The sequence below is a fragment of the Aurantivibrio plasticivorans genome, assembly GCF_055392955.1.
Genome location: NZ_AP036020.1, coordinates 1,979,805 through 1,994,736, shown reverse-complemented (window position 1 = coordinate 1,994,736; position 14,932 = coordinate 1,979,805). Strand labels below are relative to the sequence as shown.

At 46.2% G+C, this 14,932-nt stretch carries 18 protein-coding genes and 1 tRNA gene; 9 read left to right on the top strand and 10 right to left on the bottom strand.

All coding sequences use genetic code 11. The annotated features are described in order from the left end of the window. Positions 1–2 precede the first annotated feature (2 nt). From rpmF to rluC, 5 genes are all read right to left on the bottom strand, one after another. A complete protein-coding gene (gene rpmF, locus ACZ5NB_RS08860) occupies positions 3–182 on the bottom strand; it encodes a 50S ribosomal protein L32 (RefSeq protein WP_460232862.1) in 180 nt (59 codons plus the stop codon). Positions 183–259: 77 nt separating this feature from the next. Further along, positions 260–808: a YceD family protein gene (locus ACZ5NB_RS08855; RefSeq protein WP_460232860.1), complete on the bottom strand. Its 549-nt coding sequence runs from the start codon at positions 806–808 to the stop codon at positions 260–262. 113 nt (positions 809–921) lie between these two features. Next, on the bottom strand, positions 922–1,590 hold the full coding sequence (locus tag ACZ5NB_RS08850) for a Maf family protein (protein WP_460232858.1): 669 nt from the start codon (positions 1,588–1,590) through the stop codon (positions 922–924). Beyond that, positions 1,590–2,225 (bottom strand): HAD-IA family hydrolase, encoded by a 636-nt coding sequence (locus ACZ5NB_RS08845; protein ID WP_460232857.1) that lies wholly within the window; start codon positions 2,223–2,225, stop codon positions 1,590–1,592. Before ACZ5NB_RS08845 ends, ACZ5NB_RS08850 begins: the two co-directional genes overlap by 1 nt. Positions 2,226–2,259: 34 nt before the next feature. Further along, positions 2,260–3,201 (bottom strand): 23S rRNA pseudouridine(955/2504/2580) synthase RluC, encoded by a 942-nt coding sequence (rluC, locus tag ACZ5NB_RS08840; protein ID WP_460232856.1) that lies wholly within the window; start codon positions 3,199–3,201, stop codon positions 2,260–2,262. A gap of 852 nt (positions 3,202–4,053) precedes the next feature. Between rluC and rne the strand changes: the two genes are divergently transcribed. The 6 genes from rne (at position 4,054) to ACZ5NB_RS08810 (ending at position 9,576) form a co-directional block, all read left to right on the top strand. Continuing rightward, positions 4,054–6,948, top strand: a complete 2,895-nt coding sequence (rne, locus tag ACZ5NB_RS08835) for a ribonuclease E (protein ID WP_460232855.1) — start codon at positions 4,054–4,056, stop codon at positions 6,946–6,948. Positions 6,949–7,088: 140 nt separating this feature from the next. Next, positions 7,089–7,176 (top strand) — tRNA-Ser (locus ACZ5NB_RS08830). A gap of 628 nt (positions 7,177–7,804) precedes the next feature. Next, positions 7,805–8,467: a Bax inhibitor-1/YccA family protein gene (locus tag ACZ5NB_RS08825; RefSeq protein ID WP_460232853.1), complete on the top strand. Its 663-nt coding sequence runs from the start codon at positions 7,805–7,807 to the stop codon at positions 8,465–8,467. Positions 8,468–8,610: 143 nt separating this feature from the next. After that, the gene (locus ACZ5NB_RS08820) at positions 8,611–8,964 is read left to right on the top strand and encodes a DsrE/DsrF/TusD sulfur relay family protein (protein ID WP_460232851.1); all 354 of its coding nucleotides are present in this window, start codon (positions 8,611–8,613) and stop codon (positions 8,962–8,964) included. A gap of 4 nt (positions 8,965–8,968) precedes the next feature. Further along, the gene (locus ACZ5NB_RS08815) at positions 8,969–9,289 is read left to right on the top strand and encodes a hypothetical protein (RefSeq protein WP_460232849.1); all 321 of its coding nucleotides are present in this window, start codon (positions 8,969–8,971) and stop codon (positions 9,287–9,289) included. Continuing rightward, the gene (locus tag ACZ5NB_RS08810; RefSeq protein WP_460232848.1) at positions 9,289–9,576 is read left to right on the top strand and encodes a DsrH/TusB family sulfur metabolism protein; all 288 of its coding nucleotides are present in this window, start codon (positions 9,289–9,291) and stop codon (positions 9,574–9,576) included. Before ACZ5NB_RS08815 ends, ACZ5NB_RS08810 begins: the two co-directional genes overlap by 1 nt. Positions 9,577–9,583: 7 nt before the next feature. Here ACZ5NB_RS08810 and ACZ5NB_RS08805 read toward each other — a convergent pair whose 3' ends face one another. From ACZ5NB_RS08805 to ACZ5NB_RS08795, 3 genes are all read right to left on the bottom strand, one after another. Continuing rightward, positions 9,584–10,162: a DUF1285 domain-containing protein gene (locus ACZ5NB_RS08805; RefSeq protein WP_460232846.1), complete on the bottom strand. Its 579-nt coding sequence runs from the start codon at positions 10,160–10,162 to the stop codon at positions 9,584–9,586. Positions 10,163–10,247: 85 nt separating this feature from the next. Further along, positions 10,248–10,862: a DUF4823 domain-containing protein gene (locus tag ACZ5NB_RS08800; protein ID WP_460232844.1), complete on the bottom strand. Its 615-nt coding sequence runs from the start codon at positions 10,860–10,862 to the stop codon at positions 10,248–10,250. A gap of 62 nt (positions 10,863–10,924) precedes the next feature. Further along, positions 10,925–11,551, bottom strand: coding sequence for a TetR/AcrR family transcriptional regulator (locus ACZ5NB_RS08795; protein ID WP_460232843.1), 627 nt, complete (start codon positions 11,549–11,551; stop codon positions 10,925–10,927). Positions 11,552–12,256: 705 nt separating this feature from the next. Here ACZ5NB_RS08795 and ACZ5NB_RS08790 point away from each other — a divergent pair. Genes ACZ5NB_RS08790 through ACZ5NB_RS08780 form a run of 3 tightly spaced genes read left to right on the top strand, consistent with a single transcriptional unit; the run spans position 12,257 to position 13,714 of the window. Next, the gene (locus ACZ5NB_RS08790; protein ID WP_460232842.1) at positions 12,257–12,970 is read left to right on the top strand and encodes a VWA domain-containing protein; all 714 of its coding nucleotides are present in this window, start codon (positions 12,257–12,259) and stop codon (positions 12,968–12,970) included. A 9-nt stretch (positions 12,971–12,979) separates the two neighbouring features. Continuing rightward, positions 12,980–13,534, top strand: a complete 555-nt coding sequence (locus tag ACZ5NB_RS08785; RefSeq protein ID WP_460232840.1) for a hypothetical protein — start codon at positions 12,980–12,982, stop codon at positions 13,532–13,534. Between the two features lie 6 nt (positions 13,535–13,540). Next, positions 13,541–13,714: a DnaJ domain-containing protein gene (locus ACZ5NB_RS08780; protein ID WP_460232839.1), complete on the top strand. Its 174-nt coding sequence runs from the start codon at positions 13,541–13,543 to the stop codon at positions 13,712–13,714. On the opposite strand, the gene ACZ5NB_RS08775 is transcribed toward ACZ5NB_RS08780, so the two are convergent. Together ACZ5NB_RS08775 and ACZ5NB_RS08770 are read right to left on the bottom strand one after the other, a co-directional pair. Continuing rightward, entirely contained in the window at positions 13,711–14,493 is a 783-nt protein-coding gene (locus ACZ5NB_RS08775) for a methyltransferase domain-containing protein (RefSeq protein ID WP_460232838.1), read from the bottom strand. The two genes, ACZ5NB_RS08780 and ACZ5NB_RS08775, sit on opposite strands and share 4 nt — an antisense overlap. Positions 14,494–14,499: 6 nt before the next feature. Beyond that, a complete protein-coding gene (locus ACZ5NB_RS08770) occupies positions 14,500–14,841 on the bottom strand; it encodes a nucleotide pyrophosphohydrolase (protein ID WP_460232837.1) in 342 nt (113 codons plus the stop codon). Between the last annotated feature and the right edge of the window lie 91 nt (positions 14,842–14,932).

Genomic DNA, 14,932 nt, shown 5'->3' with positions numbered 1-14,932 from the left:
ACTTATTCTGAATCAGTCTCAACCACTTTTTTGCCACGATAAAAGCCATCAGCAGTCACATTGTGACGACGATGCTTTTCACCAGTGGTTGGGTCGACAGACAAAGTTGCTTGAGATAGCGAATCGTGAGCGCGACGCATACCACGCTTAGAACGCGTTTTCTTGTTTTGTTGAACGGCCATGACAAACTCCTGGAATATAAATCAAACTTTTAACACAGCTTACTCAAGCTGAAATGTATCTAATACCGCCAGCCAATTTAGCTATCGGTCGTATTCTTTAGATTTTTCAACACATCAAAGGGGCTTGGTTTTTCTTCCGCCTTTTCTTCAACGACCTCGTCTCCACTAGAGTACAAACTATCGTCAATGCATTGATAATCGTGATAAGACACCATCGGCAAATCTAACAGTAGCTCATCTTCGATGACTTCGTAGAGGTCGCAATTACCCTCTACGTCGGCCAACAACCAAGGCTCAATATCTCTTGGTAGTTGCTTTGCCTCGTCTTCACTAGCGACCACACCGACTAATAGTTGGCCTTGTATAGACAGGGGCACGCTTTCCATGCATCGCTGGCAAGTCACCTCGACTTCAACGTTAACCTCACCGGACACAATACGATGTCGGCTATCATCAACTGAAAATTGAAGTTTTGCATGCACGGGCTGTACAACTTGAACCACTGCATCGGCCAAACGCGAGAGCTGATCACGCGCTATAAAACCCTCCATTTCAACGCCCTGATATGCAAATTTGCGGGCATCTACCCAGCGTGGTAAGGCTTGTAATTTGGGGGCTTCCGACATAGCGGCGCAATAATAGGGATCGACCTTAAGTCTGTCAAAGGTAAATAGCCCTCGGAGTGCAAAAAATCACCATATTTAGTGGTTTTGGGCACCTCTCAAGCTCGTGAGGGCGATTATTGTATGGAATTGACGCTCAATGGGTCCAAACCGACGGATTGCAACATACCCGTCAATGCGATGAGAGGTAACCCAATAAGGCTCGTCGGGTCATCGCTTTCTATACCTGTAAACAATGAAACCCCTAACCCTTCGACCTTAAAGCTTCCTGCGCAATCAAGGGGTTTCTCACGGTGGATATAGTTTTCTATCTGCGCCCGCGTCAGCTCACGAAAGCTAACTTTGGTTGAGCTGATGAAAGCATCAATCAGTTTGGCATCGACACCCGCACCCAAGGAATACAAACACAAGCTAGTATGAAAACACACTTGGTGACCGCTACATCGTGACAGCTGTTCGATTGCCCTTGGGACACTGTTTGGCTTACCCAAAAGCTCCCCGTTTAAGCTGGCCACTTGATCAGAGGCAATGACCCAGGCTGTCTCAGCTAGGTCAGCCCTGTCAACCGTGAAACCGCTACGGATTGTAGAAATCACGCGCTCTGCCTTGGACCTTGCGAGCCGATCTACAAGCGCTTCTGGCGCTTCACGAGGAAACGGAGATTCGTCGATATCGGGGCTTAAATGTAAAAAAGGCAAACCTAAACGGGATAACAGCTCTCTCCGATATACCGAGCTGGAGGCCAACACCAAGGAAGGCTTTTGATCCCCAAAATTCACCTGCACTACCCTTTCCAGGCCAAGATTTCGTCAAACTGGTCCATACACAATACCGGTTCATAGGGGATAAGCCTATCGATACTGTGAGCGCCGTAACTCACCGCGATTCGGGGCATATCAAGCTGCTGCGCCATTTCCATATCGTACTCTGTATCTCCTACCATCACCGCCTCCTCTGCTTTCATCGATAATTCCTCAAGCAACTCTTCGAGCATGAGCGGGTGAGGCTTTGATTGAGTTTCATCGGCGCAACGCGTTCCATGGAAGGTGCCATCTAAACCCATCTCTACCAGCACTCTATCGAGGCCTCGACGACTTTTCCCCGTAGCCACCGCTAGGTGATGTCCATCGTCCAGTAATTTTCGTAATGTCTCCTCCACCCCGGGATAAAAATCAAGTGGTGAATGAGTATCTGCGCGGAATTGGCGTGAGTAGGAATCTACCATCGCCTGCATCAATACTTCAGAGATCCCTGGGAAAATGCGTTGGATAGCATTTGGCAAGCTTAAACCGATAATCTCCTTGACCGCATCCTCTTCGGGTACAGGAATCCCCAACTCTTGGGCGGCAATTTGTGTGCACTGCACAATTTTATGTAGTGAATTACACAGCGTTCCGTCCCAGTCAAAAATGTATAACACTAGTCATCCTCGCCGCTAAACAAATTCCCCATTTTTAGAGCAACTCTAATGGCTTGAGCAACTCCGCCGGCAACGGCGCCTCGACCGTAAACGGTTTGCCGCTGTCTATGTCAGTAATAGTTAGACTCGCCGCATGCAAAAATAGTCGCGCAAAGCCTTTTTCACGCATCTTCTTATTTACATCCGCATTCCCGTATTTGTCATCTCCCACAATCGGATGCCCTGTGAATTGGCAATGAACTCTTATTTGGTGAGTTCTTCCTGTTACCGGGCTTGCCTGCAATAACGTCGCCTCATCGAAACGCTGCAAAATTTTAAAGCGTGTTACAGAAGGCTTTCCAGACTGGGTTACCTGAACCATACGCTCACCGCTTTTTAGCTGATTTTTGAGCAACGGCGCGTTGACCTCAACCACATGCTTTGGCCAACTCCCTTCAACTAGCGTTTGATAATGCTTTTGGACAGTTTTAGCCCTAAACTGGTCTTGCAATTGGTTTAATACACTTCGTCGTTTGGCAAGTAACAAACAACCTGACGTATCACGGTCGATGCGGTGCACTAGCTCTAATTTCTTAATACCAAGGGCATAGCGAAGCGTTTCAACCACGCCCAAATTTATCCCGCTACCGCCATGAACGGCTATGCCGCTCGGCTTGTTTATGATCAACATTTGATCATTCTCAAACAACACGGAACCCAACAACAACTCACGAAGCCGTTCGCTAGGGACAGGGGCTGGGGCAGTTTCAGACGTACGAATAGGGGGAATACGAATCGAATCTCCAGAACACAATTTATACTCCGGCTTAATCCGCCCTTTGTTAACCCGAACCTCACCTTTGCGTAAAAGGCGATAAATCCTAGATTTAGGGACACCTTTTAAATGGGTTAACAAGAAGTTGTCGATTCTTTGCCCTGCTGAATCCGGCTCCACTTCGACAAACGATACCCGTAGTTGATCTTTGCTATTCGTCATTCAGGCATAATACCAACTAGACTCTTCTGACGCTTGAATTTTCTAAGTATTTGAAGGACTTATAATTTAGTGCTATAGTCAGGCCGCTATATGTCTCGAGTGTCAAGCCAGAAACGCACTCCTTTCGATGGCGCATCTGATTAGCACATCTCTTTCGCTAGCCAGCTCGCGCGAACTTAAACATCAAAAGGATCCATTCTTGACTTTCGTGCAATAGCATTCAGATTCGGGAAGACTGCAAGCACTGGTTGTTGCTCTTCAACTCTGTTCTGTAAAGCCTCACAGATTAAGGCCTTGTTACAGCCGAATAGAAAAAGTTCTAAATTACGGATTGCTTTAGCAGCATTTAATAAAGGCAAAGCAAACCCTCGTTAAAAATGATGCGCGAGTTAGCGCGGTTAAGACAGAAAGAAATTTTAGGTATATAGAAAGTATTACGACGACACGTTACTACCAATTTAAAAGTGATCAAATTTACGCGTTATTCGTAACTAGATCCACGTGTTGTTCCACAGGTAGCATTAAAGACAATAGTTAAGTTATACACGTTGTGTTTGCTTAAAACATAACAACTATTAATAAACAAGCGTTTACGGCTTTATTACAGATGCGGTTAGCAACGACATTGAAATCCAACACTAATACACCATGCACCTATGTGCTCTTGGTGTTTTTTGTGTTTTGGGGATTATTTGCCTAATGCATACTGCCGCATCACGTTAAAAGTCTGCGCTAACGTTTTTCCAGCGCCTGTTGATACCTTCATCGCTCCCCGATTAATCGTCGATTAATCGCGCCTAAATTCCTATCATTTTAGCCTTCTACTCGTGCCTAATGTTATGAGTTAGTCACATGAAAAGAATGTTAATTAATGCCACCCAGCCAGAAGAGCTACGTGTAGCGCTCGTCGATGGACAGTGGTTATATGATCTCGATATTGAAAATCGCACCAGAGAACAGAAAAAGGCCAACATTTACCTCGGTAAAATCACACGAATCGAACCTAGTTTAGAGGCCGCGTTTGTCGATTACGGCGCAGAGCGCCACGGTTTCCTTCCGCTAAAAGAAATTTCACGCGAATATTTTATAAAACAACCTAAGGATATCGAAGGTCGCATCAAGATAAAGGATGTCGTAAAGGAAGGCCTTGAAGTCATCGTCCAAGTTGATAAAGAAGAGCGCGGGAATAAAGGTGCTGCACTGACAACCTTTATAAGCTTAGCTGGTCGTTACCTAGTATTAATGCCAAACAATCCACGTGCGGGAGGCATTTCACGACGCATCGAGGGTGAAGATAGATCCTCTCTCAAAGAAGCCTTGAGTAGTGTAGATATCCCTTCTGGGATGGGTGCGATAATCCGTACAGCGGGTGTAGGGCGTTCCTCTGAAGAGTTACAGTATGACCTCAATTGGCTAATTCGCCTCTGGGACGAAATTAAGAAAGAAGCAACTGATAGTAAAGCGCCGCACTTTCTGTTCCAAGAAAGCAATGTCATTATTCGAGCGATTAGAGATTACCTTCGCGAGGATATCGGCGAAGTAATCGTCGATCAGCCAGATGCTCACAATCTCGCGTCGGCATTCATCCAGCAGGTAATGCCTGATTTCAAAAGCCGCATCAAAATTTATGACGACGACGTCCCTCTTTTCAACCGCTATCAAATAGAAAGTCAAATTGAGACAGCCTTTGAGCGCGAAGTAAAACTGCCATCAGGTGGTTCTATTGTCATAGATGTTACAGAGGCCTTAATCTCGATAGACATCAACTCTTCGCGCGCGACAAAAGGTGGGAGTATCGAAGACACCGCCTTACAAACCAACCTTGAAGCAGCAGATGAGATCGCTCGTCAGCTACGCTTGCGAGATATGGGCGGTTTGGTAGTTATTGACTTTATTGATATGCAGTCCAGCCGCAACCAGCGAGAAGTCGAAAATCGCATGCGGAACGCATTAGACATGGACCGTGCGCGCGTCCAGGTAGGCAAAATCTCTCGCTTCGGCTTGCTTGAGATGTCACGCCAACGCTTGCGCCCTTCGCTCGGTGAAACCACCTCAAAAGTCTGTCCACGTTGTAGCGGACAAGGCACAATTCGCTCGACGAAATCGCTAGCACTTTCGATTTTGCGTTTAGTTGAGGAAGAAGCACAAAAAGAGCGTAGTGCGGAAATTCGGGCCATTGCCCCCGTCCCCGTTGCGACCTACCTGTTAAATGAAAAGCGAAAAACGATATCGAGCATCGAAAACCGTAACAATATTCGCGTGGTAATCGTTCCCAACAGTGAAATGGTTACACCTCACTTTGAAGTGCTCCGTTTACGCGACGATGCCACCGACACCCTAGAGACGAGCTATAAAATTTCTAGCACTGCCGATGCTGCCGAGGAAAAAGCAAGCGAAACAGCACCCACCGCCCCGGCGAAGGTGGCGCGACCAGCGATCCAGCAGGTAGCTCCCGAGCAACCCGCGCCTAAACCTGTAAAACCCGCAAAACCAAGCCTGTTATCGCGACTATTCAAAGCACTCGGAGAATTATTTAGCGATTCAGACAGCAAAGACTCAAAGAAGAAAAAGCCACAACAAAGGCGCTCAGGTAACCGCCAAAATAACCGTAACCAGCGCAACCGCAGCGGCAACAGAAACCGTCGCCAGAACAACGATAGTCGCGAAAACGGCAATCGTAGCAACAATCGCAATAATCGAAGTGGTAATCGCGATGATAACCGTCGGGACGACAACCGCCGCGATAATCGCAACCGTGGACAAAATCAGCGCGATGAGCAACAGCGCACACAGGCGGTTAATGAAAAGTCAGCCGGGTCGCAGAACGATTCGACTGAAAGCGCCAACAATCCACCAAAGCGACCCGCAAACAAACGTGGCCGCCCGCAACAACGTCGCAAAGGTCGCCGTGAAGACTTAGTTCAATCGGCGGAGGCCAACACCAACGAATCCAGCTCTGCGGAAAATAAGCCGGCGAAAGCGCCCGCCCAGGAAACAGCAACAGCGCCCGCGCAGACTCCACGTAGCGATAGCCCAGCGCCATTAGCAGCCGACGCTAAAGTGGCCTCAGAGGGAACGCAAGCAAAAGCTACTGATATGTCTGAAGCTACAAAACCCAGTCAGCCAGTGGCCACAAAGCCGGCAGAAGGGGCACAGCCTTCACCAGCATCGGAAGCTAACGCTTCTACCAAACCAGAGGTCCAAACTGAAGCGACCAGCGTGTCGTCAGGCACAACTGATAATGACATAGCTAAACTGAGTGCTGAACCAGCTGTTGCAGCTAAGCCAAGCGGAGATATCACAGCAGAACCGTCTACTGAAGAGAGCGTCCAACCAACTCCCGCTGTCGCGGAAGACGAAGAGGTTAGCATAGCGCCAGCTACCGAGGCTGCCAGCGATTCAGAAGCGGCCGATAAAGCGTCATCCTCGGCAGAAACTCCCCTGCAAAGCGATGAGGCCGCTATTGCCGCGGCGAGCACTGAATCTTCAGAAGATTCCGAAGCAACCCCAACAGCGCAGGACAATTCGAGTCAGACTCTCGAACCTCAACGAGCAGCGAATGACCCGCGACTCAACCCGAAGCCGGTTACAATGGTGAAAATTACAACCCATAACGTGACCATCCCTGCGAGCCGAGCATTAGACACTTCGCTTGAATCGCCGGTACCGCATAATCCACGCCCCATAGCACGTCCGGCCAATGATCCAAGAAATCAAAAGCAAGGGCTTACTGAACAGGAAGGTTAATGCAATTAAAATAAGGCGTTATAAAAGCCTTATAAATCATCAATTTGGTGCTGATATAGACAGTTTTTCTCGCTCGCCGGAAACTTAGCATTTTCGGACTTGCGAGCGAAAAGGATAACTGTATAATCTGCGCCTCTTCCGGTGGGGTGGCTGAGTGGTCGAAAGCGGCGGTCTTGAAAACCGTTGAGTGTAACAGCTCCCAGGGTTCGAATCCCTGCCCCACCGCCATATTCAAAACCCGGCACCTGCCGGGTTTTTTTATGGCAGTTTGAGGCGTGAAGACCGCCCTTCGTTTCCACACGCTCGTGGCAGACAAAACGCCCTGTTTGTTATGCCTGGTAAATACCACAACGCGCCTAGCAATTTGCTCTGAGGGCATCGCAACGAGCAGGTCAGCACGAACACTACAGGGGCTAAACGGCAGCAACCTGTTTAGGTTAATCTCTACCACGATAGAACACATTAGAACGCCGCTTCTGAAGCGCTTGTCTGCGCAGTGTCTATTTCGAAAAAACATCCTTCAGAGATAGCAATAGCGATTAGACGCTAATCATCACACATAATTGTTCCAATATTTCGCCCTCACCTTGGTGCAACTATGAAAGCGATAGTACCCCCTACTTTTATCCGGTTTTAATGCCGATTTGCCACCTTTTATCAATATCCCACTATCAACAGCTAAAATTAGAACCATTATTTCTACGTACTTCTTGAAACCAAACAGGTCCGCCACAATCTAACCTGCAGTGAGTCCGAAATTTCCAACTAATTGTTTGAAATTAAAGGCGAACTTTGTATCATGCTAGAAAATTGACTACGATTTCAGAATCCATCTGAATCTCAAACGGAGACTTACATGCAAGAACTCTACACTCAAACGGCAAGCACAGAAGCAAGCTCGCTTGAAATCAGTAAAGTACTGCGCAATACCTATACCCTGCTAGCACTATGCTTTGCATTTAGTGCGGTTACAGCGACCATCGGCAGTATTGTCGGTATGCCTCATATGGGTCTTCTTTCATTAATCCCCTACTTCGCACTGTTATTTGCCGTTGAGAAAACCAAAAACAGTGGCTGGGGATTAGTATGGGTATTTGCATTAACCGGCTGGCTTGGCCTAACCATCGCTCCACTCTTGAGCTTTGTTGTTGCTACAGCAGGTATTGAGCCTATTTTGATGGCGCTTGGCGGGACTGCATTAATCTTCTTCGGTTTATCTGGTTATGTACTGGTTAGCCGCAAAGATTTAACCTTCATGGGTGGTTTTTTAGTCGTTGGTATTCTGGTTGCGTTTATCGCCGGGATTGCCAATGTGTTCTTCAATATTCAAGGTCTTCACCTTGCAGTGAGCTGCATGTTCTTGTTGCTCTCTTCCGGCATAATTGCGTGGTATACCAGTGTCATTATCCATGGCGGTGAAACCAACTATATCAGCGCAACAGTCATGTTATTTGTTGCCATCTATAACGTGTTCGTTAGTTTGCTACAGTTGATTTTAGCGTTTTCCGGTGACGATTAAGCGACGGTTGCATCGTGACACACAAAAGCCCTGCTATATGCAGGGCTTTTTGTTGGGCGGCACTATATCTTCATCTTCGCTATTCATTACTGCCCATGAAAAGTTAAGCGCAATTCAAGAAAAATGTCGGCTACAGGTTATCAATGATCTACGCGATTAATATTTTTTGTGAGCCAACAACACCAGCCTCATCAATCGCAGCGCGGTTTACAAAGCAAGTGATTTCAGAAGGCCATGGTGTTTATCGGTTATTCTTTTACGGGGACGGCGTGTCAAATCTATTACAACGAGAAAATCCACTCGCTAGCATATGGTCTGAGTTAATAACTCAACACAACATTGATGCTGTAGCTTGCGTCTCATCGCTTAACGCAAGACACCCAGGTGCCGATAGCGCGCAACCAGAGACGCTCATCCCCAATATTTCGGTATCAGGCCTTGGTCAGTACATCGACAGCCTTCTTCAAGCCGATCGTGTAATCAATTTCGGCGGATAATACAATGCAGCAATTCGCTATACTTATCCGCCAATCAGACAACGCCAACAAAGCATTAGAGTCTCTCGATGTATTAATCACAGCCTGTTTATTTGACTGCTCGGTTAAGGTCATTTTTTTTAAAGAATCTCTTAGTTTACTAAACACCGCCCCATACAAAGAAAAAATTTCGCAACTTCAAGATTTGGGTGACACATCATTTTTTAGCGTCGGCGATAAGATTCCCCACGTAGCACCCACGAACGAATTTCTGCAAATCTCAAATATATCTGACAGTTCTTTTCAATCGATCATACAAGCTGCCGATAGGGTTATTTCGCTGTAATGTTACATATTCTTAATTTAAACAAACATTCTCTACGCAATGTCAAGGATTGTAGAGCTGCCTTAACTCCCGGAGATGAGGTAGTAATACTCGATTCTGCTGAAATCGGCTGCAATCAACACGTCATAGATACGATTGCAAAGGTGGAAGGTAATAAGATCTATTGGCTAAAAAGCGATGGAGAACATAACCGCTTCAATACTTTAGAGTGGGAAATGACCGCCATAGACATGAAAACCTTTGTAAAGCTAACAGAGAGTCACACAAAAAGTGTCAGCTGGTTTTAATATGAGCTCATGGAATCAAAGAATAAATTTCACCAGCACTAAACACGTTGGCACTCTCATTTTCGCCTTCTGATAAAGCCTGCTCAACGAGTTCATAGTAAACGTTGCGATTAATTAATGCGGGGATGTTTCGACGTACAGTGGCATAGGGTGCAAGGTCAGGTTCGGCAGAGGCACGTTGGCTATTTCTTTCTTCTACCCATAGCGGGTGCTCTTTATCAACGATGAATTGATCGTCCATATTTGTCGTTAACATTATGATTGGCTGAGATTGCGCCGAACCATTAACCGTCGCATGAGAAAACTCACATTTCGTCACGACTAATGGGGCATCTTCAACCTGGATTCGCCACTTTTCAACAGGCGTTACAAGAAAATAGTCATCCCCTTCCCGCTTTAAGATCCCTGCAAACAATTTTTTTAGCGCATAACGGCCAATCGGATCGCCTTGGTAAAACCACTCTCCACTGCGATCAATTCGCATATCTAAATCCCCGCTCAGCTCAGGGTTCCAGCTGTCTACCGGTGGTAATCGCGTCTCGTATTGAGCTTGGAGTTGCTCAACCGACTTCAAAAAATCAGACATAGTAATAATCAGGAAAGGCTTAAAGAATGGATGTAACTGTTATCTTATATCGCCAACTTAGTGGTAGCAAAGGAAAGAATGCGCATTACTGCTGAATAGCTACACTATCAACATAAAGTCGAATTGACTTCTGAACCAAGTCACTTGGACTACTTGCCGCGAAAGACAAGAAAGACGTCCGACTGGTGACTAAACTGGTATCAACAAGCTGAGCAGACCGCACATCCCAAATGGACACTTTTAGTCCTAATTGATCAAACCCTAAATCGGAGAATTGATCGACCCCATTGTCAAAATCTCCAACACTCGCAACTTGGTCCTCATCTAGCACCACGTCTAAGTCAAAGAGAAAATCGCAACGTTGTCTCGCCGCGTTTAACATGGCCTCTCGGTGAGAGGAAGCCATTTGCGGACCGTCTACCGATCGATATAAATAACCAAGCTCCTGCGCAAGTACTTGGCTTGCTTCTGCGCGTAAATCTGCCGGTGTTAATGTAAATGGACGACTGACACAGACGCGATTGAATCGTGGAATAGTATGTCTGCGGAGGCTGGTTACGTTGTGGTGAGACTTCAATTCTAAGCGCTTCAACCACTCATCGGTTGAGCTGTTCATATAATGATAGGAGCAAGCTCCTAACGGCAAGAGCAAAAACAGAATAAACGGAGTTTTGAAAATAGCGGAAAGAAATCGATTCATTGTTTCACCTCCTCTTGTATATCGGCCAAGAGGAGGTGAAATTGAGTAAAACTTTACTTGTTCTATGAGCGCCGCTTGTCACCCATGTGGACACCGACCTCCATGATAAACCGCATGAGATCACCACCGCTTTCATCGATTTTGGAGAACGTTTTCGAATGAAACAACTCAACAGCTCCCTGGGTCAAGGCCCAGTAGGTATAGTAATAGAAGTGTGGTGGTACATCTTCCATGTAGCCTTCTTGAATGCGCCTGGTAAAGAGGTCGTTCATCGACTCCATGATGTCATTCCGCATCTTGTGGAGTTCCTCAATCATCTCAGGCGCTTGCTTTAGAGCGATGACTTTCTCCTCCAAACGTTGGAAGAGACGATCTTTGGTAGGGTCTGACATCCGAGATTCAAAGTACGCCCTAGCCGGTGCCGCATAGTTCCCCGCTTCTGCCTCCCGTATCGCATCGCGCAAACGATCAGCCAACTGGCTTTCATAATCCAACAAGAGGCGCATGTAGATCTCGACCTTTGATGTGAAATGCTTGTAGATCGTGCCTTTGCCAATATCGACATGATTTGCAATTTGTTCGACAGTCACGGTTTCTTCACCGTGTGTAATAAGAAGCTCAAGTGCCGCGTCGAGAATTCGTTGCTCACGCTGCCTAAATTTTTCGATCTTACGTTGAGTTTTTTCCATACCAAACCTCGTGTAACGTGGAATACGTCTTATTGGGTCTCTCTCTCCTCCTTTTGCCAGAACAGTCACTAGCCATTGGCGCTAGCAGACTGAAAGGTAAGGAGAGCAGTATCTACACACAAATAACAAAAGGGGTAGAAACGTGACCGCTTTATTAAATTTGGTTACGAATCTAGCACTAGACATCATCAGCCGCAAGCGCTAACAGACGTGAGGTTCCATATTTTGGAACCAACCTAGAGCCACCAATCGGGTCGTCGTACTTGTTATAATCTTACGTTCTCAAAAATCTCAATTCTCGAACTATGAGCTTTCAATCCTATGTTGCAGCTCCCTCCAGGTGTTATTGACGCCTAAACGTACCTATTCGTTCTATATATACCCCTGCCTAGGCACTGTTGTACAAAAATATGACAAATAGTTTTAAAAAAAAGCAACCAGGACCTGGACGGATCGCAAATTTGTACGATACTTACAAATAAGTCGGCGGCACACATCCCCCCAAGTGTTAGTGGCGCTGGCTGGATCATGAAGATGATCCGAACTTTAAGGAATGTATCCTTAATGTTTCACTCCTAATGGTCTTGACCCGATGCTCTCCCCCAGGTCATCGGGTTTTTTTTGCCTGCTTGGTCCCTACCTCGACCACACTTAACGTTTTTACCCCGGCCCACTATAATCTCAAGCAAAACGCCAGGGGCCATCATGACTAAACCGAAAGACAAGACAGTCTCAACACAAGTCTCTAGTCAACAAGACATCACGCAGTTTATCGATCAGATTAATAAGCTCCCCGTTACGGCAAGTGAAAAGCCCGGGCGTATTATCTTTGCCATTGACGCCACAGCAAGCCGCCAGCCAACCTGGGATACCGCGTGCCAAATACAGAGCGCGATGTTCACACAAACGCAAAAGCTAGGCGGGATTCTTACTCAACTATGTTACTACCGAGGCTTTCACGAATTTCAGTATTCTCCTTGGCATCGCCAATCTCAAACGCTCATGCGTGATATGCAAAGTGTCAATTGCCTTGGCGGTCATACGCAAATTGGCCGCCTGCTACAACACACCCTTGACGAGTCTAGGCGGCACAAAGTTAATGCTTTAGTATTTATCGGTGATGCGGTGGAAGAAGCAGCAGACCGACTCTGTGATCTAGCAGGGCAACTGGGATTGGTTGGTGTCCCGATTTTTATCTTCCACGAAGGCGGAAATCCGAATGTTGGCAATATATTCAAACAATTAGCCACATTATCTCAAGGTGCATACTGCCCATTTGACCGTCATAGCCAACGTCGTCTTGAAGAATTGCTTGGTGCCGTCGCAGTGTATGCAAGCGGCGGAATGACTGCGTTACTCAATCTTGCAGAAAAATCACCCGAAGCCGTAAAGCTATTAACCCAGCAAATCGCGAAATAAGTTTTCAGTATGATTCTACGCACTCTTCTCGCCGCACTAGTAACCCTTATTTTTTTCTACGGGTACTACAAATATAGCAATGCGCCGAAAGCACAACGCAAGACCATCTTAATCCAATGGGGTGGAGCCCTACTCGCGTTTATTTTACTGACACTCGTTGCGTTTGGTAAATTACACTGGATCGGTGCTGTTTTTGCTGCCCTAATTCCAATCGCTCGCGCTCTATTCCCGCTACTAATTAAAGCGTTCCCGATCCTTCTGCATACGCTTAAACACAAAGCATCTAGTACAGTTCACTCAGGCAATAACTCTCAAGTAAAGACCGCTTACCTAACGCTAAACCTTGATCACGATAGCGGCGATATTTCTGGCGAAATGACAGACGGATTATATAAATCACGTACTCTAGCCTCGCTATCCATTGCAGAAATAAAGAAACTATTAGGGTATTACCAAACAAACGATCAAGAATCATTCCGATTATTGATGGCTTACGCGCAAAGAACATATCCTGATGAAACATTCGAGGGCAGCACGAACAACAGCGCAAGAGCACCCGCATAAAACGAAATGAATAAAAAAGAGGCTCTTGAAATACTGGGCCTCGTAGATGGCGCTTCAAAGGAAGAGATTACGCACGCACATAAAAAACTTATGCAACGACTACACCCAGACCGTGGAGGAAGCCACTATCTAGCAGCTAAAGTCAACGAGGCCAAAGATTTTTTGCTGAAAACACACTAACCGGGCTTGCGTAGCAAGACATGAATATAGCGACCTAAACGCATAAAAGGCATAATGCGAGAATATTCCAACTCGAGCTCTAAAACTTTTTCGGGCTCTCTTTCCCTATCGGTTTTGTTAAGAATATAATCGTGAAACGTACGAATGCCACTTTCACAGATGAATTCAAAATCAGATTCATCGATCCAACGCATCACAGTCTCAGGTTCAAGTGGGTTTGACGGCGTTAAACTTCCTCTATATCCACCCCATTGTTGCTTGGCAAATTTTTTGAAATTTGTTCTCAATAAATTTTTATAATGAGACCCATGAATATTGTAGTAACTGAGCGACAAGTAGCCTCCAGGTTTAAGGCACGTTAAGCAATCGTCGAGTAATTGTTGAGGCTCATCCACCCACTCCATCACGGCATGACATGTAACCACATCAAAGTGCTGAGGGAATTGCTTCGCTACATTCTGTATAGCCAGCTGTTTTATTTCAATGCGAGAATCTAAGCCAAGCTGCTTGTTCTCCTCGTCCGCAAGTGCCAACATATTCTCGGAAATATCACACAATGTCACGTTATGCCCGCGCGTCGCAAATAGCCGCGCCATCTGCCCTAACCCGCCGCCCGCATCGAGAACAGTGATAGGTTCTTCATCTTGTGAACACTCGAAAATCGGCAAATATTCGCGAAAATCTCGCTGAAGAATAGCTAAACGAATCTCCCCTTTTAAACCTGAATATACATTTCGCTGAAAACGATGGGCTAAATCATCAAAATTTCTATCTGCCATTTTGCGTCAATTCTCACTATGACTACTCAAAAACCGGGCTGCATTGTGTTGACTCTTCTCTAGCATTGCAGCGCCTAGATCAATACCAGCTTTATCCGCCAAGACCAACAGGTAGATAGCAATATCAGCCATCTCCTGTGCTACCGCGTTTTTACTCTCAACGATGGTGTCGAAACCTTTGTCATCTGACCATTGAAACAACGCCAACAGCTCTCCAGCCTCTACACTAAGCGCTGCAGCCAAGTTTTTAGGTGTGTGATTAGGATGCCAGTTTTTGGCATCGGCTATCGCATAAAAATTGTCTAAAAGCTGCAACTTTTCATTATCATTGAATACTGCGTTTGACATTCCCAAGCCTCTTTTCTGATACTATGAGATCAAGTAGCACACCGGACGCCGTAATAATCGCTGCTCCAGAAGCTGATAGAAAGTGACACCG